15 protein-coding genes and 1 pseudogene are annotated in these 21,373 nt (G+C 42.3%); 7 read left to right on the top strand and 9 right to left on the bottom strand.

The genetic code is table 11. The annotated features are described in order from the left end of the window. Positions 1 to 30 precede the first annotated feature (30 nt). Positions 31 to 468 (top strand): helix-turn-helix domain-containing protein, encoded by a 438-nt coding sequence (locus ACKTT2_RS49155; protein WP_407900414.1) that lies wholly within the window; start codon positions 31 to 33, stop codon positions 466 to 468. A 30-nt stretch (positions 469 to 498) separates the two neighbouring features. Beyond that, positions 499 to 1,008: a VapC50 family PIN domain-containing toxin gene (locus ACKTT2_RS49150; RefSeq protein ID WP_407900454.1), complete on the top strand. Its 510-nt coding sequence runs from the start codon at positions 499 to 501 to the stop codon at positions 1,006 to 1,008. Between the two features lie 19 nt (positions 1,009 to 1,027). Here ACKTT2_RS49150 and ACKTT2_RS49145 read toward each other — a convergent pair whose 3' ends face one another. The 8 genes from ACKTT2_RS49145 to nrdJ form a co-directional block, all read right to left on the bottom strand. Beyond that, the gene (locus ACKTT2_RS49145; protein WP_407900413.1) at positions 1,028 to 2,581 is read right to left on the bottom strand and encodes a cobyrinic acid a,c-diamide synthase CobB; all 1,554 of its coding nucleotides are present in this window, start codon (positions 2,579 to 2,581) and stop codon (positions 1,028 to 1,030) included. A 107-nt stretch (positions 2,582 to 2,688) separates the two neighbouring features. Beyond that, a complete protein-coding gene (gene opcA / locus ACKTT2_RS49140) occupies positions 2,689 to 4,065 on the bottom strand; it encodes a glucose-6-phosphate dehydrogenase assembly protein OpcA (protein ID WP_407900412.1) in 1,377 nt (458 codons plus the stop codon). 99 nt (positions 4,066 to 4,164) lie between these two features. Further along, on the bottom strand, positions 4,165 to 5,694 hold the full coding sequence (zwf, locus tag ACKTT2_RS49135) for a glucose-6-phosphate dehydrogenase (RefSeq protein WP_407900411.1): 1,530 nt from the start codon (positions 5,692 to 5,694) through the stop codon (positions 4,165 to 4,167). A 170-nt stretch (positions 5,695 to 5,864) separates the two neighbouring features. Further along, positions 5,865 to 7,010: a transaldolase gene (gene tal, locus ACKTT2_RS49130; protein ID WP_407900410.1), complete on the bottom strand. Its 1,146-nt coding sequence runs from the start codon at positions 7,008 to 7,010 to the stop codon at positions 5,865 to 5,867. Between the two features lie 133 nt (positions 7,011 to 7,143). Continuing rightward, on the bottom strand, positions 7,144 to 8,193 hold the full coding sequence (gene fbp, locus ACKTT2_RS49125; RefSeq protein ID WP_407900409.1) for a class 1 fructose-bisphosphatase: 1,050 nt from the start codon (positions 8,191 to 8,193) through the stop codon (positions 7,144 to 7,146). A 649-nt stretch (positions 8,194 to 8,842) separates the two neighbouring features. Next, a complete protein-coding gene (rbp, locus tag ACKTT2_RS49120) occupies positions 8,843 to 9,145 on the bottom strand; it encodes an RNA-binding regulator (RefSeq protein WP_407900453.1) in 303 nt (100 codons plus the stop codon). Between the two features lie 435 nt (positions 9,146 to 9,580). Beyond that, positions 9,581 to 9,799 (bottom strand): ssl0294 family protein, encoded by a 219-nt coding sequence (locus ACKTT2_RS49115; RefSeq protein WP_407900408.1) that lies wholly within the window; start codon positions 9,797 to 9,799, stop codon positions 9,581 to 9,583. A gap of 190 nt (positions 9,800 to 9,989) precedes the next feature. Continuing rightward, on the bottom strand, positions 9,990 to 14,450 hold the full coding sequence (nrdJ, locus tag ACKTT2_RS49110) for a ribonucleoside-triphosphate reductase, adenosylcobalamin-dependent (protein WP_407900407.1): 4,461 nt from the start codon (positions 14,448 to 14,450) through the stop codon (positions 9,990 to 9,992). Positions 14,451 to 14,673: 223 nt separating this feature from the next. Here nrdJ and ACKTT2_RS49105 point away from each other — a divergent pair, with 223 nt between their 5' ends. Together ACKTT2_RS49105 and ACKTT2_RS49100 are read left to right on the top strand one after the other, a co-directional pair. Then, positions 14,674 to 15,258 (top strand): Npun_F5749 family FMN-dependent PPOX-type flavoprotein, encoded by a 585-nt coding sequence (locus tag ACKTT2_RS49105; protein WP_407900406.1) that lies wholly within the window; start codon positions 14,674 to 14,676, stop codon positions 15,256 to 15,258. Positions 15,259 to 15,393: 135 nt separating this feature from the next. Further along, positions 15,394 to 16,227 (top strand): hypothetical protein, encoded by an 834-nt coding sequence (locus ACKTT2_RS49100; protein ID WP_407900405.1) that lies wholly within the window; start codon positions 15,394 to 15,396, stop codon positions 16,225 to 16,227. Between the two features lie 406 nt (positions 16,228 to 16,633). On the opposite strand, the pseudogene ACKTT2_RS49095 reads toward ACKTT2_RS49100, so the two are convergent. After that, a pseudogene (locus tag ACKTT2_RS49095) lies at positions 16,634 to 16,780 on the bottom strand (type II toxin-antitoxin system HicB family antitoxin); the annotation flags it as partial. Between the two features lie 67 nt (positions 16,781 to 16,847). Between ACKTT2_RS49095 and ACKTT2_RS49090 the strand changes: the two are divergent. The 3 genes from ACKTT2_RS49090 (at position 16,848) to ACKTT2_RS49080 (ending at position 21,345) form a co-directional block, all read left to right on the top strand. After that, a complete protein-coding gene (locus tag ACKTT2_RS49090; protein ID WP_407900404.1) occupies positions 16,848 to 20,141 on the top strand; it encodes a two-partner secretion domain-containing protein in 3,294 nt (1,097 codons plus the stop codon). Between the two features lie 502 nt (positions 20,142 to 20,643). Beyond that, on the top strand, positions 20,644 to 20,769 hold the full coding sequence (locus ACKTT2_RS49085; protein WP_407900403.1) for a hypothetical protein: 126 nt from the start codon (positions 20,644 to 20,646) through the stop codon (positions 20,767 to 20,769). Between the two features lie 165 nt (positions 20,770 to 20,934). Then, entirely contained in the window at positions 20,935 to 21,345 is a 411-nt protein-coding gene (locus ACKTT2_RS49080; RefSeq protein ID WP_407900402.1) for a hypothetical protein, read from the top strand. Positions 21,346 to 21,373 lie beyond the last annotated feature (28 nt).

Genomic DNA, 21,373 nt, shown 5'->3' with positions numbered 1-21,373 from the left:
ACATAAATAACTTGATTAAGGTATAGAACCATGGCTAAGAACTTGCTTGTAACTATTGACACTCCCAAAAAACCTTGTGGTGATGCCAGAAAAAAGTTTGAGCAATATTACCAAAAAAATACACCTAAATTAGTTAACGCAAATGGTGAAGAAATACCTATTTCCGATAATGTTTTTAAAGTTTTACAAGAAATTCTGCCAGCACTTGAGCAGGGTAGAACAATAGTAACGATCTCTCCAGCAAACAGTGAGCTGACAACTCAAGAAGCTGCAGATATCCTGAATGTTTCCCGTCCTTATCTCATCAAACTTTTAAACAATAATGAAATTCCTCATGTAAAAACGGGCAGTCATCGTCGGATTAAATTAAAAGACGTAATGGACTATAAAGAAAAGAGAGAAGCTCAAACTGCTCAATCATTCAACAAACTTACGGAAATAATGCAAGATAACGGTTTATTTGACTAAGATAATAAGTAACATTTATTGCTTTTGACTGTGAGAAACTTTTCTGCGCTTCTCGACGCTTGTGTTCTTTTCCCTACCTCTTTGTCTGATACATTATTAACTACGGCATATAAAGGATTATATCGAGTTCATTTCTCTATTCAAATCGTAGATGAAGCGGTTCGGAACCGAGTAAAGAGGGGGAAAATGAATCAAGCGTCTGCAGATAAGTTTAAGGCAGCCTTGTTTGATGCTTTTCCTCAAGCACTAGTAGAAGCGCCTAAGAATTTGGAAAACAAGGTTGAAAATCACCCAAAAGATCGTCATGTGCTAGCATCTGCTGTTCATGCAAAAGTTGATATAATTGTTACATCAAATTTGAAGCATTTTTCTGAGTCATCTCTCTTACCCTGGGATATAGAAGCCATGCATCCAGATGATTTCTTAATTTACCTATGTGATAGATATGGAGATGACGTTTTATATGATTTACTTACTGAACAAATTAGTAGGTACAAAAAACCTCCTTATACTTATCTAGAATTTTTGTCACAATTTTAGAAACAACAACCGAAATTTTCTAGCCGAATGTTGAATTATACTCTGAACTCTTTATAATTTTGCGCTCAAAAAATTGTTGACATGAGTTTAAAAACCGTTGGGGAATTTCTAAATTATCCCCCCAATGCAAGTGAATATAAGAAGCGTGTAGGGAAGAAGGTAAACTCCATCCCTCATCGCCTGTAAATTCTTGAGAATCGTAGCGGTAAGTTTGAAAGAGCGATCGCTCTTGAGTTAAAGTTAAACGGGAACGATGAAACTCATGCCCGCGAACAGTTGTACCTGCAAGGACTAACAAACCATCTTGTTGGGCAATGGCTCGACGATACCCTAATGTCAGACGCTTATCCATAACGGCTGTTGTTGGCAAAACTCCAACCATTGACCAGGATTTCCCTTCAAAATCAATAATTTCTTTGCACAAGTACATTAACCCTCCACACTCAGCTATTGTCGGTATTCCAGAAACAATAGCTGAGCGAACTGCTGTCAGAACGTTAGTATTTTCTGATAATTGCCGTGCAAAAACTTCTGGAAAACCTCCTCCAAAATACATTCCTTGAATGCCTTGTGGTAGTTCGGTATCTTCTAAAGGACTCCAAAAAACAAGTTCTGCACCTAACTCTTGTAGTACATCAAGATTGTCTTGGTAGTAAAAATTAAAGGCGCGATCGCGTGCAATTGCTACTTTAGCGACTGGGGACTGGAGTTTGGGGACTGGGAAAGATAATGTTCTGTGTTCTCTTTTATCTGCGTGTATCTGCGTGCATCTGCGGTTTAAATTTTGTCTTTTTACTTCTAATAGTGGTAGCAAGCGTTCCCAATCAAAACAAGAATCTCCTAAGTCGGCAAGTCGGTTAATCAAAGCATCCATTTGAGGAAGTTCTGCTGTTGGAACTAAACCTAAATGGCGATCGGGAATTGTAATGTTATCTTCGCGTCGTAAAACTCCCAGAATTGGCAACTGTAAAGGTTGGAGAGCATTTTTGAGAAGATCGAGGTGGCGATCGCTTCCCACGCGATTTAAGATGACACCAACAATCTTTACTGCGGGATCGTAAGAACGATAACCGTGAGCTATTGCTGCTACAGAACCAGATAACCGACTGCTATCAATCACCAGGACTACAGGTAAATCCAGCAGCTTTGCGATGTGGGCGGTACTGGCGATTGGGGAACTCGGAGTCCCCTTTGGGGATAAGGGGCAATGGCGATTGGGGATTAGAGGTTGATATTTTTTCTCCATTTCTTGTTCCCAATCCCTAGTACCGAGTTCCCAATCCCTAATTCCCACTCCATCAAACAATCCCATCACGCCTTCGGCGATCGCATATTCACACAGTTGGGCGTGATGTGTAAAACATTCTTGTACGTACTTCTCCGAGGTCAACACGGGGTCTAAATTACGACAAGCACGACCAGTGACATATTGGTGAAACATTGGATCGATATAATCGGGACCAACTTTGAAAGATTGTACTTGAAGACTGCGACGACACAAAGACGCCAAAAAGGTGAGCGTAACTGTCGTCTTGCCCACCCCACTTCGTTCTCCGGCAATAATTAAAGGCATTGTTGATGGTTAATAGATAATAATTAAGACGGGCGAGGACGCCCGTCCCACAAGATTGGGTAATTGATTTCTTAGAAATCCCTAATTGCTGTTTATACCATTAACCATTAACTATTAACCAACTTAAGTGCTTGAGACGTAACTGCAAGACTTTCTTCCAAAAGTGCCTCGCGACCCCAGCGTTGGACTTGTTGACTTAACAAAACTTCTGCTTTTTGCTCGGAAAGGGAAGTTACGTGTTCAAACAAACCTTGTGCTTGAGCACCGCCTTGTGTTTCCAACCGCATACAACCACCTGTCTCAGAACAAATGAGCGTTCCACAGTTGGCTTGGGGATTAGTGGAACTCAGACGCAAAGCAATTAAGTCACCGGGAATATCGCCTACATCAGCAACTGGTACGCCTGCTAACTCTGCTTCTACTTGTCTTTGTTCTGGTGTCAGGAAGCTAACTCGCGTGATGTCGTAATCCCCAGTTTCTCTTTGATAAGAAACGGGACGCCATTGCAATCTGCTTGCCAACCATCCCAAATAAAGTAGTGCTTGTACGGAACTACCTTTTTCGTAATCGATATTAACTCTATCGATTTCTGATAAAGCAGCACGACGTTGTGGTGGATCGTAAGCTTCGGCTGTTAATTCTTGCCATCCTGAAAGACGACGCCAGTTGAGGTCAGCGATGGGTACGCCATTGTCTATTAACCCTTGCAAGTTCAGTAAATCTTTTTCTGGCTCGTTAAAGTAACATGAATCTACAATAACGTTGTTGCAAACTCCTGACAGCCGCTTAAACAATGGGTTGTTGATATCTGGTGTTCCCTTCCACCACAGGAACTTGGGTAGCCCACCAATCAACAATGCTGGAAGCATCCCGCCTATTCTTTCCAAAGCTGCGGCGGTTCCTGAGAGAGTGATGTACTCACAGCAGACGAGAGTATTTGAAGACTGTTTTTGGATGGGGCAATAAGCAGAAACTTGAGCCTTGACACCTGTGTCTTCACCTGCTGTTGGCGACAGGTTAATAATTCGGCATGGGTTGCGGATGGCTATTTCATCTGCAATTGTGGGGCTTGCAGCAACTGAGCCATAGGGAGCACTTGTACCATTGCCATCACCTGTGGCACCACTTGCATAACGTTTGGCAAATTCTTCCCGCAATAGGGCAATGGTTTCTTCTGTCGCTGTTCCAGTCTCAGCTAATCCGTTCTTTTTCTGTACTTCTTTCAATGCTGCTCGCATCTGAGGTCCAAAAATACCATCAATCGGACCATGATAATATCCCAATGTTGCTAACAGAAGCTGAGTTTCTTCTGGTTCGTATACCACTAAAGTAAATGTGGTTGCACGTGTAGCAGCAGGAAGCGTACCATCCTCGCCTGCAATGCCATAACTTTGCCAAATTTGGCTGAGTTCCGCATCAATTTCTGTGAGCGAAACATCTTTGGGTGCTTGAAGTGAAAAAATTGTAGGAGCTTGGGAAGTCATAGTAATGAATGCTAATTGTTAGTGGTTAGTGGTTAGTGGTTAGTGGTTAGTGGTTAGTCTTGACTACTAACTACTAACTACTAACTACTAACCAAAAATTTAAAGTCTCCGCCAACGGCGACCGTCTTGGTTAATCAAGAGTTCTGCTTCGGCTGGTTCCCATGTACCGGCTTCATACTTGGGAACTGTCGCCGGATCTGCAGGTGCATCCCATACTGAAAGCACTGGTGTGACGACTTGCCAAGCTGCTTCCACTTCATCTGCTCTTGTAAATAATGACTGGTCGCCCATCATACAATCTAGCAGAAGGCGATCGTATGCATCTGAAGTTGCTGCAATTCCGAAGGAACCGTATGTGAAATCCATGTCAACAGAACGAGTCCGGAATTCTGCCCCTGGCATTTTTACCTCGAAACGCAAAGAAATTCCTTCGTTTGGTTGAATCCGCATCGCTAGGATGTTACTACCCATCTGTTGAGAAGCCGATGGGAACATCTGAGAGGGAACTTCACGGAAGTGGATGGAAATCTCACTGACTTTTTTTGGCATCCGCTTACCAGTACGTAGGTAGAATGGAACTCCTTGCCAACGCCAATTATCAACCAGGAATTTTACTGCTACGTAAGTGGGTGTTGTCGAACCGGGATTAACCCCTGGTTCTTCATGATATCCAGGAACGGTTTTTCCTTTCATCCAACCCGCACTGTACTGACCTCGTACTGCCGAACGGTGTAGATTTTGAATATCAGCTAAACGAGTCGCTTGAAGAACTTTGACTTTCTCTGTCCTGAGACTGTCGGCATCTAAAGCGTTTGGTGGTTCGATCGCTGTTAAGCAGAAAAGTTGCATGAGGTGGTTCTGCAACATATCGCGCAAGGCACCAGAACTTTCATAATACCCTGCCCTGTCTTCCACACCGACTGTTTCTGCTACAGTAATCTGTACGTGGTCAACAAAACGACGGTTCCATAGTGGTTCAAAGATGGCGTTAGCAAAGCGGAACACCAACAAATTCTGAACTGTTTCTTTACCTAAGTAGTGGTCAATCCGGTAAACTTGGCTTTCGTGGCAATATTTCTGTACCACTCGGTTCAAGCTTTGAGCAGATGCTAAATCCCGACCAAAAGGTTTTTCAATCACCAAACGATGCTTGTAGGGGTCTTCTAACATACCCGCATTTCCAAGCTGCTTGATACCCTCGGCAAAGAATTTCGGTGCAACGGAAAGATAGAAAATTCTATTTCCCCTTGTTCCGCGTTTTTCGTCTAATTCAGTTAATAAATTATTTAGCTTTTGGTAGCTTTCTGGGTTATCCATATCCCCAGAACAGTAATACAAACCTTGGGAGAAATCTTGCCACAGCCCTTCTGCACCAAGCCCGTCAGAAAACTCCTCAATACCCTGGCGCATTTGTTCGCGGAAGTAATCGTGAGTCCAGTCTCTCCGCGCTACACCAACTATAGTAGTTTCGGGGGGAATGCGCCGTTCTTTGCGTAATTTGTAAAGCGCTGGAACGAGTTTGCGCTGAGTTAAATCGCCGGAAGCACCATAGATAACTATGATTTGAGGTTCGGGCATCCGTTGCTGTTGCAAACCAACCCGCAACGGGTTTTCTAGGAATGTGACCATAACAAGTTTGGTTGTGTGTTTTGTGATTGTGGGGATTGTGGGGTCCCCTCTGGGGATAAGGGGTAATGGGGATTGGGAATTGGGGAACTCGGGGCCCCCTCCTTGTTGAGGGGCAATGGGGAGTAGAAGTTAATTTTCTTACCTAGTCCCCAGTCCCCAGTCCCTATTCCCTAAACAGGTGACAACTGTCTCACCTTAGTTTCCAAGGACTTCATCAACGATTCAAAGGGTTTGATAAACTTATCAATACCTTCACTCAGAAGTTCATCCATGACTGTGTTGATATCGATGTTGATGTCTGGATCTTTGAGGCTTTCGATAAGTTGGTAAGCTTCTTCTACTCCTGTTTCCACGCGATTCTCGACATTGCAGTGGTCGGCACAAGCGTCTATGGTTACAGGTGGTAGGGTGTTTACGGTATCGGGACCGATTAACTCATCAACATACATCACGTCGCTGTAATTGGGGTCTTTGGTGCTGGTGCTTGCCCATAGCAAGCGTTGCACTTGAGCACCTTTGGCTGCTAATGCTTTCCAACGCTCTTCGTTGATAATCTTTTTGTACTCTTGATAAGCAATCTTGGCGTTTGCGATCGCGACTTTTCCTTTCACTGCTTTTAGCTTAGCTTCTACTGTGATATCGTCAACACCTTTTTGCAATTTTGCGTCTATCTTACCATCAATGTTGGTATCGATTCTGCTTAAGAAGAAACTAGCAACAGAGGCAATTTTACTAATGTCTTTACCTTCTGCAACTCGTCGTTCCAAACCACGAATATAAGCCCAAGCCGTATTAATATAGCTTTGAACGGAGAACAGTAGGGTCACGTTGACGCTGATGCCTTCATAAATTGCTTGCTCAACAGCTGGCAAACCCGCCTCTGTACCGGGGATTTTAATCATCAGATTTTCCTTAGCAACTTCTTTGTAGTAGCGACGGGCTTCTTTGATTGTTGCCTCAGTATCGTGAGCAATAGTTGGTGGCACTTCTATACTGACATAACCATCCAATCCTTTAGTAGCATCGTAAACAGGGCGTAAAATATCACAAGCATTGCGGATATCTGCAAAAGCTAGCGATTCATAAATTTTGTATGTCGGTAGTCCCGCACGGATTCCCGATTCAATATCAGCATCATAAATGGCATTCCCAGCGATCGCTTTTTCAAAAATAGCTGGGTTAGAAGTAATCCCACAGATTCCTTTGTTTTCAACCAAGTCTTTGAGTTCGCCTGATTGAACGATATCGCGGCTCAAATTATCCATCCAGATACTTTGACCGAGCCCTTTAATCTCTAGTAGTTGATTAGTCGTCATAATTGTACCTGTTTTATGCGTGTACGTTAGTTGTTGGTTGTTAGTTGTTAGTTGTTGGTTGTTGGTTGTTGATTGTTAGTTGCTCTACTAACCACTAACCACTAACCACTAACCACTAACCACTAACTACCAACTAATGCCCATTTTGAATAAAAGACTCTACTTTCGCTACATCCTTTGGGCTACCAATAATCAAAGGAGTGCGTTGATGTAGTTTCTTTGGCACCACATCTAAAATTTCCGTGTGTCCTGTAGTTGCGCGACCACCTGCTTGCTCGATTACATAGGCTAAAGGAGCCGATTCATAAAGTAAACGCAATTTCCCTTCTGGTTTTGGCAGCGTTCCTGGGTAAAGAAATACACCACCTTGCACCAAGATTCTGTGAATATCACTTACCATCGCTCCACTATAGCGAGCGGTATAACCTTCTGTTCTATGAACGTAACGGATGTACTCGCGAATTGGTTCATCCCACTGCCAAAAGTTACCCTCGTTAACACTGTATACGGAACCACGGTCGGGAATGCGAATGTTCTCATCTGTAAGGATAAACTCCCCTAAACTGGGGTCGAGGGTAAACGAGTGAACGCCCTTACCTATAGTATAGATCAGCATCGTGCTGGGGCCGTAGAGTATGTATCCGGCGGCTATTTGCTTGCGTCCTGGAGCCAGTAAATCTCGTGCTTCTCCGTCGAGATCCTCTCCTTCTTGTTGCCGAATCGAGAAGATAGAACCCAAACTGAGATTTATATCAGTATTTGACGAGCCATCAATGGGGTCGTATAGCAGGGTGTAGCGACCTATGGGGCAGTTTTCGGGAATGTAATAGGGTTTTTCCATTTCCTCAGATGCCAAGCGACATACTAAACCGCTTTGCTTGAACACTGAGATAAAAACGTCATTGGCATAGACATCCATTTTTTTAACGGATTCTCCCTGTACGTTCACTTCCCCGGTAAATCCAAGAACCCCTTCCATTAAACCAGCACGACTAAGGCGACGTGCAATTAACTTACCAGCCAGAGCAATTCGATTCATCAAAGTACTCAAATCTTGTGCTTCTGGCGAAAAACTTTGAAGTTGCTGTAGGACATGACGGGATAATGTAGTACAATCACGGTCTAACGCCCGGTCTGCTGCTTCGTTATTAAGCGACTCCAAAGATTCTGGCGCTTTAGTCATTGTTATGTCCTCCCGTTCATAGTGGGTATTTACTTGGTTCGTCCCGTGCGTCACAACTGTTTGTTGCTGCCTCTATCTTAGAAAGGTAAATTGACCACTCAAATGGGTTTTTACATAAACTAAAGAATCAATTCCAAATTGGAGCTATACCAAACGGGAATGGGGAGTAGGGGAGCCAGCGCCCCTTTGGGGTTCGCCAGTCGCCTACGAATGTTACCTTTCTGCAGCGCTGGCTCACCGTGCGGGGGTCTCCCCCGTTGAGGCGACTGGCGTAGTAGGGAATGGTATACTCAGCAAATATACTTATTAATTTTGAACGTATCAATCGCTGTTGTCATTCACCTCTATTTCATCCTGTAGATAGAGAGGGTAGCTTGAGCGATCGCTACAATGGCTATTAAATCACAAAGCATGTTAATCCTACTGTTATTCAAGCACCCACCCGCCGGGAAACTTGCCTTTTGGTTGTTTTGTTTCTGCCAAACACGCTTTGGCTCAGCAAAATGTTGCAAGCTGTGACCTGTCTCACTTTGCCACAACTTGCCGTTTGCACTCCTAATTTAAGTGCAAGAAACAACTGTTTCTAGAAAACTTAGCAGTTAATAGCTTGCGTAACTAGAAGACAATTTGTTATCATCGTATTCTGCTTTTAATAAGACTCTTGTTTTTTCACCCAACTACCTCGTCTATTGCCATTGCCATTATTTTCTTCTCGTGGTTTGGCTTTATTGACTCTGAGTTGACGACCCATCCATTCTGCACCATCTAATTCAGATATGGCTGCATCCTCTTGTGTGTCCTCATTCATGTCAACGAAAGCAAAACCTCGAAGTCGTCCTGTTTCGCGATCGGTAGGTAAAACAACTCTTTTGACCTCGCCGTATTCTGCAAATACAACTTTTAAGTCTTCTTCAGTGGCGCGGTAGGAGAGATTTCCAACGTAAATAGTCATGTGAATCACGTAAATCGCAACGAAGAGCGAAAAGTTAGGCATAAATGTACAGGTAAAACCAACAGCAAAGACTGTTCAGTCTCATCTGACTTGCAGATAGAATGTCGTGTAATGAAAATGTAACTTTGGACAGTTACGTCATTACAGAATATCCTTCTGTTAAGCTAAGTTTTCGCATACGCTCATATCATAACCGATCGCGTTGTTTTTCAAAGTATGAGATTTTACAAACATATATAAGTTATAATCAGTCTCTCTTATATATCTTATTTGTTCTATGATTAACTGAATTTAATAAGGATTTTTCTAAGCTTCAAGAGAAAAATCTACCTATTTATGTAGATGCGAAATTAACTTTTTAATACCTATTTAACCTAGATTAAGGGTAAGTTAAACTTACCCTCAAACCTTTACCAGAGTGACAGCATTCAAATGTTAGTCAATAGAAATTGTTTGTGGCCCATTTGCTTTGCCGTTATGTGCCTGAATGGTGGTGGAAGTATAAGTACTTGTACCTAATTGTTGAGACAGCCAACTTTTAACAGGGTCATCTGCAAGGTTTAGTTTTAGCATTCCAGAGACAAATCCACCCATAAAGGAAATTGGGTGTTGAGTCAGTTGTTTAAATATTGGTGAGAATTCTTCAAGAAACATCAGGAATCTCCTAATTAGTAGGGGGTAGAGACTAGGGAGTAGGGGGTAGAGACTAGGGAGTAGGGGTGCTCCAAGCGGCAGACCCCCATCTCTTGTTCCCAGGCGGAGCCTGGGAACGAGAGACGACGAGAGACGAGAGATGCGTGTCAATAACGCTAGCAGGGGTGGGGGTATTTCTAACCCCTAACCTCTAACCCCTCTCATTATTTTGTTCGGGCATCATGCACTTATCTGAGTCACACCCAGCAGGTCCGGCTTCCATTAACTCACCAAAATCATAGTTACTTAAAACGCCATGAAAATCATCTGTTTTACGGCGCATTTCTATTTCCTTCATGAACTGTTCGTAGTGCTCTTTTGAAATTGGCTCGAAAGGCAAGCGGGGGAAAGTTTGGAGATCGTCAAATCTGGCAAGCAGTGCAGCACTCATGTAACCTTCATCATCTCTGATGGCTTCATATATCCGAGTTCCCAAAGCTTCCACTTCATTTTCTCGGAGTTCAATGGTTGCTGAAGTGTTGTGTGTAACGTAAAACTTTTGGACTTGCATATAAAAATCCATTTGGGCGAGGGCGCTAAATTGACTGATATCAATTTCATCAGCACCTGGTAGATCTGCCCAAAGTACGGAGACGGGGATCTCCACAAGCCATTCGCTGACTCGCGGATCTAAGGGATCGTTCAACAAATTACCCTGTTCGTCTTTATCAGATTGGGAGGGGATGACGTTGTAGCCGTAGTCAATACAAGCTAAGGCAACAGGGTCATTTTTACGGAAGGTAATCCGTCGCAAAAATCTTTGTGCTTTGGGAGGATGCCATCCTGGGCTAGCACCTGTTAATAAGGACTTCGTACCGCTAGGCTGAACAGTGGTACAACGGTTGGGACGCTTGAGATTGTGGCGATCGCAATAATCCCAAACAACACGATGAACTGTATCTTGCCAGAAACTCAGGTATTCCTGTTCTTGACGCTTAAACGCCAATCCTTGAGTTGTTTCCGGTCTTCCTTCTGCCCACCAACGCAACCAATCAACGCCAAAAGCACGGACAAAGAAATCAAATAACCCCGTGAAAGAAACACCCACAATGGGATCTAATTCACGGCTGTACTGATAGCGGGGTTCAAGAAACTCGTGGTGCAAAAGTGATGCTACAGAAAGTGCTCCTGCAGTGAAAGCTTCTTCTTGTTCTTTGTAGTTCAGTGGGTCAATTTGATTGAGATGAACCTCAGCCAAATTACAGTTTCCAGTTAGAGTATTGCCAAAAACTCCCTTATGATATTCCGGTTCATTAAAGCAGTAAGTATCGTGTAGTCCCGGCAATTCTTCAACACTTCTTACAACTTGCCATTTCCCTTTAGATTTTGCCTTGGTTCCTTTACTCACATTCAAACGCTGACAAGGGATACTACCACAGTCTGTTATTTGTAAGTAGTACAAATCCCGACTTCTGATACCATGATTTGTTGTTGCACCTTTATGAGCACAAAGGTTGAGTGATGAACGGACACCGCATTTAGTCAGTAGTAATTGAACTCGGTAAGCACGTTCGTAGTCAGAAATATAAATTCTGATGCCGTTGCTTTTTGTGTTCGAGCCATCTGTATCGGCTAGACCTGCGATAAAGTGTAAGATAGCTTGACGGTTCCAGCTAGCAATTACATTTAGCGATTCTGGATTGGTCTTTAAACTTTTCAAAAATTCCCCAGAAAAACCGAGATCTGTTACATCTGTAAAAGTAGGCAAGTAGCCATAAGTTCTTTCACTAGACTTACTTCCTGCTACAGATAAAGCTGATTTCTTTTCGTACAGCCTAACTTTAGCATTGTTATTTCGATCTGTAGTTCCATCTCCTACAGCTACCCCTAAAGTATAGGCATACTCTGGTTCAATATTTAATCCATCTTCATACTGAATAGTGAAAGGTTCTGTATGAATGGTATATGGGCTAGTATCCATCAAATCCTTTGTTTGGACTTCCTGATACACTTTGCCAAAGCGATCTTTCACAAAAAAACGATGATACTCAGTTACATCTAAGTAAGAACCATCGCCAAAACGAACTCGATACAGCTTGCGCTCGCTACCTGTTCTAAAAGGTGTTACTTGGCTCCATCTTTGTCCATTCCAGATTTCAACTTCTGAGCCTACAATTTCCGTAATTTTGTGCATTCCATCTCTAGTAATGAGCAGAGTATCACCACTTACACAATGGAAGTTACTACCAATTATCTCACCACATGGGTTCAGACCAAATCGAGCTAAACGATGTTCTAACTCACTTTGAGAAATGTGAGGATACTTTTCTTGCAACCAAGCTTCTGCTTTTCCTTGTGCATAAGCTTTGAGAAACTCAACTTTTTGTTCTTGAGTGACAAGGTCACAGTTAGCTCTAGCTACAGCTTCACCAGCCCATTGAATTGCACCTTCCCCACTGTAGTATTGTTTGCGGACAGCATCAATACATTCTTCCAGAGTTGGTTTATGATGAAATACCCTGCTGTGATTCGCCATCCTGAGAGCATCGCGTTCGGGATCGATGCGCCAGTTCCCCTGAGTATCCTGTTGCCATAAGTTATCTTTGGCAGTGCTTCCTAATTCATCCTTTCCATTGAACTGGCGCATTCCAGCTGAGTTATGAACTAGCAAGCCATCAGCAATAAATTCACCATCGCTCTCAACTTCTATGTCAAAAGTTTCAGCTTGACCTGCGGGAGCAACAAATTGAACTTCTATTGGTAACCAATGAGGATTTACCAAATCTTCTGCTATTAACGTGTCAAAATTGGCATCTCTGAAAAGTCCAGGTCTGCCTTTTGGCTCGACCCAAATGACATCAGCACGACACAGAGTTTCTGGTTTCCATCCTGTGACGGCTAATTCACGAACAAATTGATAGGGTAAGGTCAAGCCATTTTTCTTTGCTACCTTAATAGTATAGCCATCACGAACAGCAAATTGATTAATCAAAGCTACAGCAACAGCTTGAGATTGCAAACCTTGAATATGAATGCAATGACATCCTTCATAAACTTTTTCTCTACCTTTGAGAGTTTTTGTTTGACGTTCATGTAAGGTTGTAGCAATACCAAGAGAAAGAGCCAGCTTTTGAATTTTCCGTAAAAATTCCAATTTGCTAGAGTTAACCAGTACGTTTCGGGAGGGAGTTCCATCGGCGTCACTTAAGCCAGCTAAGAAAGCGGCACGAATTTCTCGATTTCCTTTCCAAACAAATTCTGGAATGACAGGACATTGCCAGGGCTGTTTATACTGTCCTAGTTCCTCAGCGAGTTCCTTGCGATAAACATTGATATTGGCATGACTACCTTGAATCTGTACAGCAGGGTTGTGACCTATACTGCTAAGAATTCTGAGAATTTTTTGCCCCAAAACACCCTGTAAGCGTTGAGTAGATAAGGCAAAGCTAACAACTCCACCCCCACCATTACGCATGCTGGTTGATTGCAAATCGGCATGACCATCACCAATGAAAAAACCTACTAACCATGCCCAATCGGTTGTAGAACATAACTGTCCCCTCAGATGAGGAACAGAGATCAGGCGATCGCCTGGTTGTAACTCACCAGCATACTTCCACTTATAGGATCGCAATCCGTCGTATACAGCAACGCGATGGTTAGCAGTACAACGAATTGAAGTAACAGGGGTACGTATTTCTACAACATCCTGTATACCTTGGATAAATTTATTTACCACTGGGCGGTACTCACCAGAGGAGGTTAAAACTAAATCCCCTAGCTGAATATCTTGAATGGGTTTCATGCCATCACTTGCAGAAACCCTTGTGCCGTAGGCGATACAGCGGCGAATGTTACCAGCAACAATCGTGACAGCTGCTTCATCAATCAACAAACAGCATTCTACTGAATTTAACTGTCTTCCTACAGCTTGATTTAAAATTGATGCACAACGCTGGTAAAGCCCTGGTAATTTGACAGGATTGGCAACTCCTCCAAAGCCGTTGAGTGGCTCTCCTGCTTTACGGACATCACTAATATCGACAATGACTTGAACTTCTTGTGTAAACCGTTCATCGGTTGAAAGTTCCAACAGTCTTTGATAAGACTGCACCCAACCCTGGCGGCTATCTCCAACACAAATTGTTACGAGATTGCCTTCTATTTTAACTTCTGTTTCCTCACGACGCTGTTCGGGAAGAGTACTGCCAATTTCTCCTTGGACTTTGACTAGGAGGCGATTGCGGATAGGAGGCAGTTGGTTGATATATTTGGGTTCTAGAACTGCTCCTGTTCCGCAACCCATCATCGCTAAGTCCATCATTAAACCAAAAGCACTCCAATCTACAGTGTTAGTAGATGTGCAGTTGTAGGCTCCAGAAAAATTCTTTGGCTGTAATAACCAGCTCGTACCTCCAACCCACAACCATCTTCCACTTGGCAATGCTTTTAAATTTCGCTGCATCCGACTCAGAATCTCAGCCTCTTCTGGCTGAAGCTTACCCAAGTCAATTAAACCCGATAAAGTGCGATCGCACACCTGCTCCCAAGTTTCTCTGACTCCGCCTTCTTTGCGGCGGCTGTAAGTTCTAAAAAACACTGGATTTGCTGCAGGAGCTGTTTCCGGAAATTTGGCACTCTTTAGGCGTTCTCTTTCTAGCTCGCGAACCATAATCAAGTCTTGTTGCTTTCTGACACAGATTACGACTATACGCTAACTGACTGAGAGGGTAAAGATTGCAAAATTTAAAAATTTACGCTAAGTCTAAGGATATACTTTATGTTGTTAGTTACTGGTCACTGGTCACTGGTGAGTCCAGCGCTGCAGGCGGGTCTCCCGCCGTAGGCGACTGGCGAACCCGTAAGGGTCACTGGTCTCTGTTGTTGGAGGATAGTTGGAAAATCTTGCGCCCTGGCGATCGCCCCTTGCTCGTGCTCTTCATCGCAATCGTAGCGAGCCACATTCGCGATATTTTCAACTAGCAACCGTTCGAGCAGATGGGCGTCCTGCCAACCGTACTGTTGTATTTCGGGGTTTTCTTGACGATACCAACCAGCTAAAAATTATTACTGATTCTCGAAGCGAAAAAATTGACCAAATAAAGTATCGTGCTTGGGGAGAAGCTTGCTGGTATTTTACGAACACCCGCGAGCAATTTCGTCTTGCAGGAGAATTGGTACTTGTAGATACCAATCATCCCGATCCAAAAATGCAAAAAGCCCGTCAGATTGCGTGGCAAGAGATTTCAGATAGCGCTCGCTTGCAATTCACTTGGCCCGATCCCGGTGAACCTAGAAGCTCGCAAGAGGCTTTCTCTCCATCACCTCCCGATTCAACTTTGCCTCTCACAAATTTTTGTTTGTTATTGCTCGACCCCGTTAAAGTGGATCGTCTTGAATTACAAGGCGATCCCCAAAATCGATGGTGTTATTTGCAGGATGAATCGCAAATTTGGTCTGTTGTAGCAGTTAATCCTTAAGTATATATAAATTCATGCTTTTATGCAAGACTCATGAACCCTTTGAAAGTGAGTGCATTTGTTGAACTCTCCAGACTTGACTCTTATTACTTGTTCATGAGTATAATTAAGTAAAAAATATTGCTACCGACCTTTATGGATTCTTTAAATGGCGATACTGAATTAACAATTATACAAGACTTACAATCAGATTTATATAATAGCGAATCTAATAAAAATCCAAATCTAACTGTATTATTCGAGAATATGGAAATTATGGAAAAGATTATAGAAATTTTAGAAGAAGTTTTTCTCAAAATCAGTCAATCCAACCAGACAGTCGCTCGACTGGAAAATACAAAACACAAAGATAGTCAAGTTATAGAATCCCTCGCTCTAAATTTTGGTGAAAGACTAGAAATTGAAGATACAGTAGAGCTTTTGTACGAGCAAATAGAAACTCTCAAGCAACTGTTGTACTACCAAGAGTTAGAAATGCAAGAGATAAGGCAAGAATTACATGATACAAATGTATATTTGTGTACTGCACTTAATTCACCTAGGCTAACACTTGATGAGGCAAAAGAAGTAGTGAAAAAAATTTTGGTAAGTAAAAAGCCTATCAGTGAAACTTTAGCAACACTCCTGAGCAGTATCTATAATTCGACCGTCGAACCTGTGAAGTTGGAACACGGAGAAAAAACAAATTCTATTCAACCTTTGATAAGCACTCCAGCCAATTGTAGACTTAGCAGTAATGAAGAGTCTCAAACTAAGATTAAGGTGGTGAGAAAGCAAGCTGCTGAAATTAGGGAGAAATCTAAAATGCTTAGACAGCAAGCTCTCGAGATTCAAGCTCAATATGGAGAGATTCAAGCTCAATACATGGAACTAGGAATTAAGTTTGTTGGCTCTCAAGCTGCATTCATGGCTAGTCATCCTAATATTACATATAGATCAAAGCTGAAAGCAATCGCTCGGTTCGACTAAAGTCGAACCGAGCGATTGCTCGATTGTGAATATAATTTGGCATAGCTCTTCTATGTCCCTGTGTCCCTCAATAATCGAAATAATTTCCATCAAGGAATCGCGATACCTAAAAAGAATAACATATATTGTCATACGGGAAACTTCGCACGCCTTCCATTAATTCAGGTCTTGCGTTTCATAAACTCTTCCTTATGTTCGTTAGGGATATCCTCTCGACTAAACCAGTGAAGAATTTCTGCTTTACACTATGGCTCAAAAATGCGATAAGTACTTTGATTTAGATTATAGGGAACGCGATACAAGAAACAGCTAAAATCATGCATTGCCTCCTACTCACCCAAATGTGAGGCGCAAAGGACATTGAAAAATATGATAACACCCTTTCTACAATAAACTGGGTTAGCGCTTAGGCAGTTTGAAGCGTGTTAGGTTCGGGTATCGATTCACCTTCCGCTTCCCAAGCTTCCAAATACATCTCAATCACTTCTTCACCATTACGAATTGCTGACTCACGAGTTTCTCCGTGAGTGCATGGCATAACAACGCGATCGGCTAACCACTAGCCACATCAACCAACTGAATGCCATCTGCTGAGTAATAATTGATTTGGGGAATGGGACATGGCAAGTCAAAGAATTTCTCCAAGCACAATCAAACTCTTTACACAAATGTTTCTTAGTGAGGGTGCTATGTCTGGAGTAAGTCCTAGTTTATACTGGGCTTCGGCTATTGCAATCGATGGTGTGATAGGTAGTACGTTCGGTGCAATCGTGTCTTTTACACTTGCTCTTTTTACAAATTGTGCTGACGCGCAAATCACCCCTGATAACACTCTACCCAGTAATTCCAACGTTCAATTAGAGGGTAGCACTTTCAATATCACAGGGGGAACACAAGCAGGAAGCAACTTGTTCCACAGCTTTCAAAAATTCTCTGTTCCTATTAACGGCACTGCTTTTTTCAATAATGCTGCGGACATTCAAAACATTATTAGTCGCGTAACGGGTGGATCGGTTTCAAATATTGATGGTATAATCCGGGCCAATGGTACGGCGAATTTGTTTTTGATTAATCCCAATGGGATTATTTTTGGTCCCAATGCCAGCTTAGATATCAGAGGAGCGTTTTTGGCAAGTACGGCAAGTAGCTTAAAATTTGCTGACAGCACTCAGTTCAGTGCAACTGCACCTCAAACCACACCATTACTAACTATCAGCGTACCGATTGGACTGCAATTTGGGGCAAATCCTAAAGGAATCCAACTGAACGGTGCTAGCCTCTTGGACAACCAAGTTGGTAGTACACGGATGTTAATTGGTGGTGACGTTGTCCTTAATAATAGTGGGATTAGAGCAAGGGGAGGTCGAGTTGAGTTAGGGGGATTGGCTGAAGCAGGGACAGTTAATCTAGCAATCAACAATAACGATGTCATTTTAAATTTCCCCCCAAAAACAGCAAGATCGGATGTATCACTAAGCGATGGATCTGTTGTAAATGTAAGCGGTGTAGGTGGTGGTAGCATTGTCATTAATGCCAATAATCTGAAAATGAGTGAAGGAAGTGCATTATGGGCAGGGATAATGTCAGGTTTGGGTTCGGTTGACAGTAAGGCAGGGAATATTGATATTAATGCTACAGGGGCGATCGATCTTACTAATGGTAGCTATATTCAGAATTTAATGTTCTCTAGAGCTGTGGGCAACGGTGGCGATATCAATATCTATGCTGAATCTGTTTCCGCAACAGATGGATCTAACGTAATTGCGAGTACCTTTGGAAAGGGAGATGCTGGTAATGTGACTATTAATGCTCGCGATCGCATCTCTTTTGATGGGGAGGAACTCGTTGATAGTCAGTCTCCATTCAGCGGTGTATACAGTCAAGTCGGAGCGAATGCTGTGGGTAATGGAGGTAATATTAATGTCACAGCTAGGTCGCTTTCTCTCACTAATGGAGCGCAACTTTTTGCTAGTACTTACGGTCAGGGGCGTGCGGGTAATGTAACTATTAACGCCGCCGATCTGGTTTATTTTGATGGGGTTGGGATGGGACCTAAGCTTAGTTTTCCTTCTAGTGGTGCATATAGTACTGTAGCAAAGACAGGTCAAGGTAAGGCTGGTAATATCAATATCATGACTGGTTCCCTGATTGTACGCAATGGTGCGCTCGTCACTGCTAGTACCGATGGATTTGGAGATGCGGGTAATGTAACTATTAACGCTAGCGATAAGATTTCTTTTGATGGAGTGGGTATCAACAAAACATCCAGTGGTGCATACAGCAATGTGACAAACAATGGTATTGGCAAAGGAGGTAGTGTAAACGTCACGACGGGGTTACTATCTGTAAATAATGGCGCTAGATTGGAAGTCAGCACTTTTGGACAAGGGAATGCAGGACAAATATTTATTAACGCTCGCGATATTGTTTTAGATGGAGTGGGTGGTAATGAATCCTCCACTCCCAGTTCAGTCGTTACCATCGTGGGCAAAACAGGCGAGGGCAAAGGCGGTGAGATCGACATCACAACTGGTTCCTTAACTGTAACTAATGGTGCAGAACTGCTAGCCCTAACTGAGGGACAGGGGGATGCAGGCAGTGTGAAGATTAAGGCACAGAATGCTGTTTCCCTAAATGGTGTGGCGGCAAGCCTTGGATTTTCTAGTGGATTATTCAGTGGTAACGAAAAGACAGCTATTGGTTACGGTGGTGAGATTAGAGTTACTACTCCTGTCTTGCGTATATCAAATGGGGCAGTTTTAAGCGCACGCACTTTTAACACCTTTAGGGGTGGTGATATCTTAGTTGATGTTAATAACCTGGAAATTTCTGGTGGTGGAGAAATCCTTACCACTACCTTTAGTGGCGGACAAGCAGGTAACATTACCGTAAATGCCCCATCAGACGTTACTATCTCTGGCAGTGACCCCAATTTTTCAGCTCGATTTTTGCAATTTAATCAGCCCTTGGTCGATCCGGCTAGTGCTGTCAGTGGCATATTTGCTAACACAAATCCTAACTCCACAGGTCAAGGGGGAGATATAAAAATGACTATTGGGCAGTTGACTGTCCGAGATGAGGCAAAAATAACTGCTAGCAGTCAAGGAACAGGAAATGCAGGCGATATGAACATCACTGCTCGCTCGCTCAAGCTGGACAATGGCTCCATCACCACTAGCAGTAGTTCTGGTAGTGGTGGGAATATTAATAAGCTCCAAGTGCAGGATTTCTTACTATTACGTAATAAAAGTTTTATCTCCACTAGCGCAGGCACTGACCTAAGTGGCGGTGGTAATGGGGGCAATATCACTATCAATAGTCCATTTATAATAGCAATTCCAAAAGAAGATAGCGATCTCCTTGCCAATGCATTCCAAGGCAAAGGTGGTAACATCCAAATCACTACCTCTGGCATTTTTGGCATTCAGTTCCGTTCGGAAAATACACGATTTAGTGATATCACTGCTAGTTCTAAGTTTGGCGTCAACGGCACCGTGCAAATTAACAACCCTGATGTTGACCCAAGCAGAGGATTAGTCCCTTTGTCGATAGAGGTAGTTGATGTCACCGGATTAATTGACCAGAACCTCTGTGCTGCTACTTCTAACAGTAACTTCACAATTATTGGCAAGGGCGGTTTACCACCGTCTCCCAACTCGGCACTCAACAGTAATGCTGTTTGGGAAGATTGGCGGTTCACTACTGTGCCAACTAGGGCATCGGGAATGGGGTATGGGGCATTGGAAAGATTGGCACAAAAGGCAAATTATGTCAATAGCCGTGCTAATGAAATTATAGAAGCGCAGGGTTTAGCAGTAAACGCTAAAGGTGAGGTAGTTCTCACCGCTGCACCTACGGTGACACCTTATGGTTCTTGGAATCTGCCGTCTGGATGTCATCCTCTGAGAAAGTAAACTCTTTTATAGCAATTCCCACTTTCATGAGGTACAGAATATTAAATTAACCGCAGCCTGTAGCGGATGGACGCGGATAAATTTGTACCTCAGCAGACTAGGAAACGCTAGATTGAATTTTTGTTATATTATCTATTTTGCTTTAAATAACTAAGTATTATAACTAGCAAAAAACTATTTAATGGACATAAATAACTAATTAATATCCGCACAGGTAAGTATTAATTTAACTTGTATGTTGTTATGAATTTAAGCATAAATAAAAGTACTAGAAACCTCAGTAGATGATAATTTTTTTGGTCACGATCGCGCTTCTTATAATTGTTATTTTTGGTAATTTGGTAAATAATCTGACTACACAAATTTAAGTTTTCTCTCTTAAAACAGCATTTAGCTGTGTTATTAATGTCCGTATAATGTGCAAGAACGATTGTGTATTTGCACTACCATTTATAAATAGCGATATAAGCGGTCGCTATTTAACAGATTTTAAAATTTACTTATGAATAACCAAGTTCTATTCGAGGCAAATCGTAGTACTTACATCAGTAAAAAACTTGAAACTGAGTACGAAATTAGAATGGCTCAAAAGCTTATTTATTCAGTTTATGTAGAAGAGCTAAACTAGATTCCTCCACATGATAACCCCTCTGGAATTAAATTTCATTACGAAGATAACGAAAAACTTTTTATCGATAATTTTGATAGTATTGCTCTATGGTTTGGCTCATTTTATAATAATGAACTAATTGCTTGTTGGAGATTTTGTCCACAAATAGGAGGAAAGTTTGAATTGGAGCTTTATCATCCATTACCTGATTTTTTAAAATCTTCACTGGCTGTTGAGTGTACAAGATTAGTCATTCACAAAAACCATCGAAATCAATCAGGTGTATTAATAGAGCTTTATTATCTAGCGTATACTTTTTTAGAAAGTCATGGCTATTACTATGTATTTGCAACAGCAACATTTCCCACTCCTGGCAATCTTTACTTAAAGCTAGGAATGAAAAAGCATGAAACTCACGCTTTTAAATATAATGATTTAGATTTGAATGAGGTGTCAATTATATATTTAGATTTGAAAGATCCAAAAGCCAGTCAACGAATGTTCTGGGCTTATCATCAAAAAAGACAGCAGAATAAATCTACCAGTTATAGTTTTGATAATTTGACTCGATCGAAGCTACAGCAGACGGTATAATCTCCAAGCTAGGGGATGCTCCCTAACT

The organism is Scytonema hankhaensis NUACC26, assembly GCF_045865695.1.
In the GTDB taxonomy this organism is placed as follows: Bacteria; Cyanobacteriota; Cyanobacteriia; order Cyanobacteriales; family Nostocaceae; genus Scytonema.
Note: the sequence above shows the minus strand (reverse complement) of the source record. Positions and strands in the feature narration are given on the sequence as shown.

Bases quoted from the DNA above. Each gene is read 5' to 3' on its own strand.
- ACKTT2_RS49090 (WP_407900404.1), top strand. From the start codon at position 16,848: ATGGCAAGTCAAAGAATTTCTCCAAGCACAATCAAACTCTTTACACAA.
- ACKTT2_RS49100 (WP_407900405.1), top strand. From the start codon at position 15,394: ATGGATTCTTTAAATGGCGATACTGAATTAACAATTATACAAGACTTA.
- fbp (WP_407900409.1), bottom strand. From the start codon at position 8,193: ATGACTAAAGCGCCAGAATCTTTGGAGTCGCTTAATAACGAAGCAGCA.
- opcA (WP_407900412.1), bottom strand. From the start codon at position 4,065: ATGACTTCCCAAGCTCCTACAATTTTTTCACTTCAAGCACCCAAAGAT.
- zwf (WP_407900411.1), bottom strand. From the start codon at position 5,694: ATGGTCACATTCCTAGAAAACCCGTTGCGGGTTGGTTTGCAACAGCAA.
- ACKTT2_RS49115 (WP_407900408.1), bottom strand. From the start codon at position 9,799: ATGTTTCTTGAAGAATTCTCACCAATATTTAAACAACTGACTCAACAC.
- tal (WP_407900410.1), bottom strand. From the start codon at position 7,010: ATGACGACTAATCAACTACTAGAGATTAAAGGGCTCGGTCAAAGTATC.
- ACKTT2_RS49145 (WP_407900413.1), bottom strand. From the start codon at position 2,581: ATGCCTTTAATTATTGCCGGAGAACGAAGTGGGGTGGGCAAGACGACA.
- nrdJ (WP_407900407.1), bottom strand. From the start codon at position 14,450: ATGGTTCGCGAGCTAGAAAGAGAACGCCTAAAGAGTGCCAAATTTCCG.
- ACKTT2_RS49085 (WP_407900403.1), top strand. From the start codon at position 20,644: ATGAATAACCAAGTTCTATTCGAGGCAAATCGTAGTACTTACATCAGT.
- rbp (WP_407900453.1), bottom strand. From the start codon at position 9,145: ATGACTATTTACGTTGGAAATCTCTCCTACCGCGCCACTGAAGAAGAC.
- ACKTT2_RS49155 (WP_407900414.1), top strand. From the start codon at position 31: ATGGCTAAGAACTTGCTTGTAACTATTGACACTCCCAAAAAACCTTGT.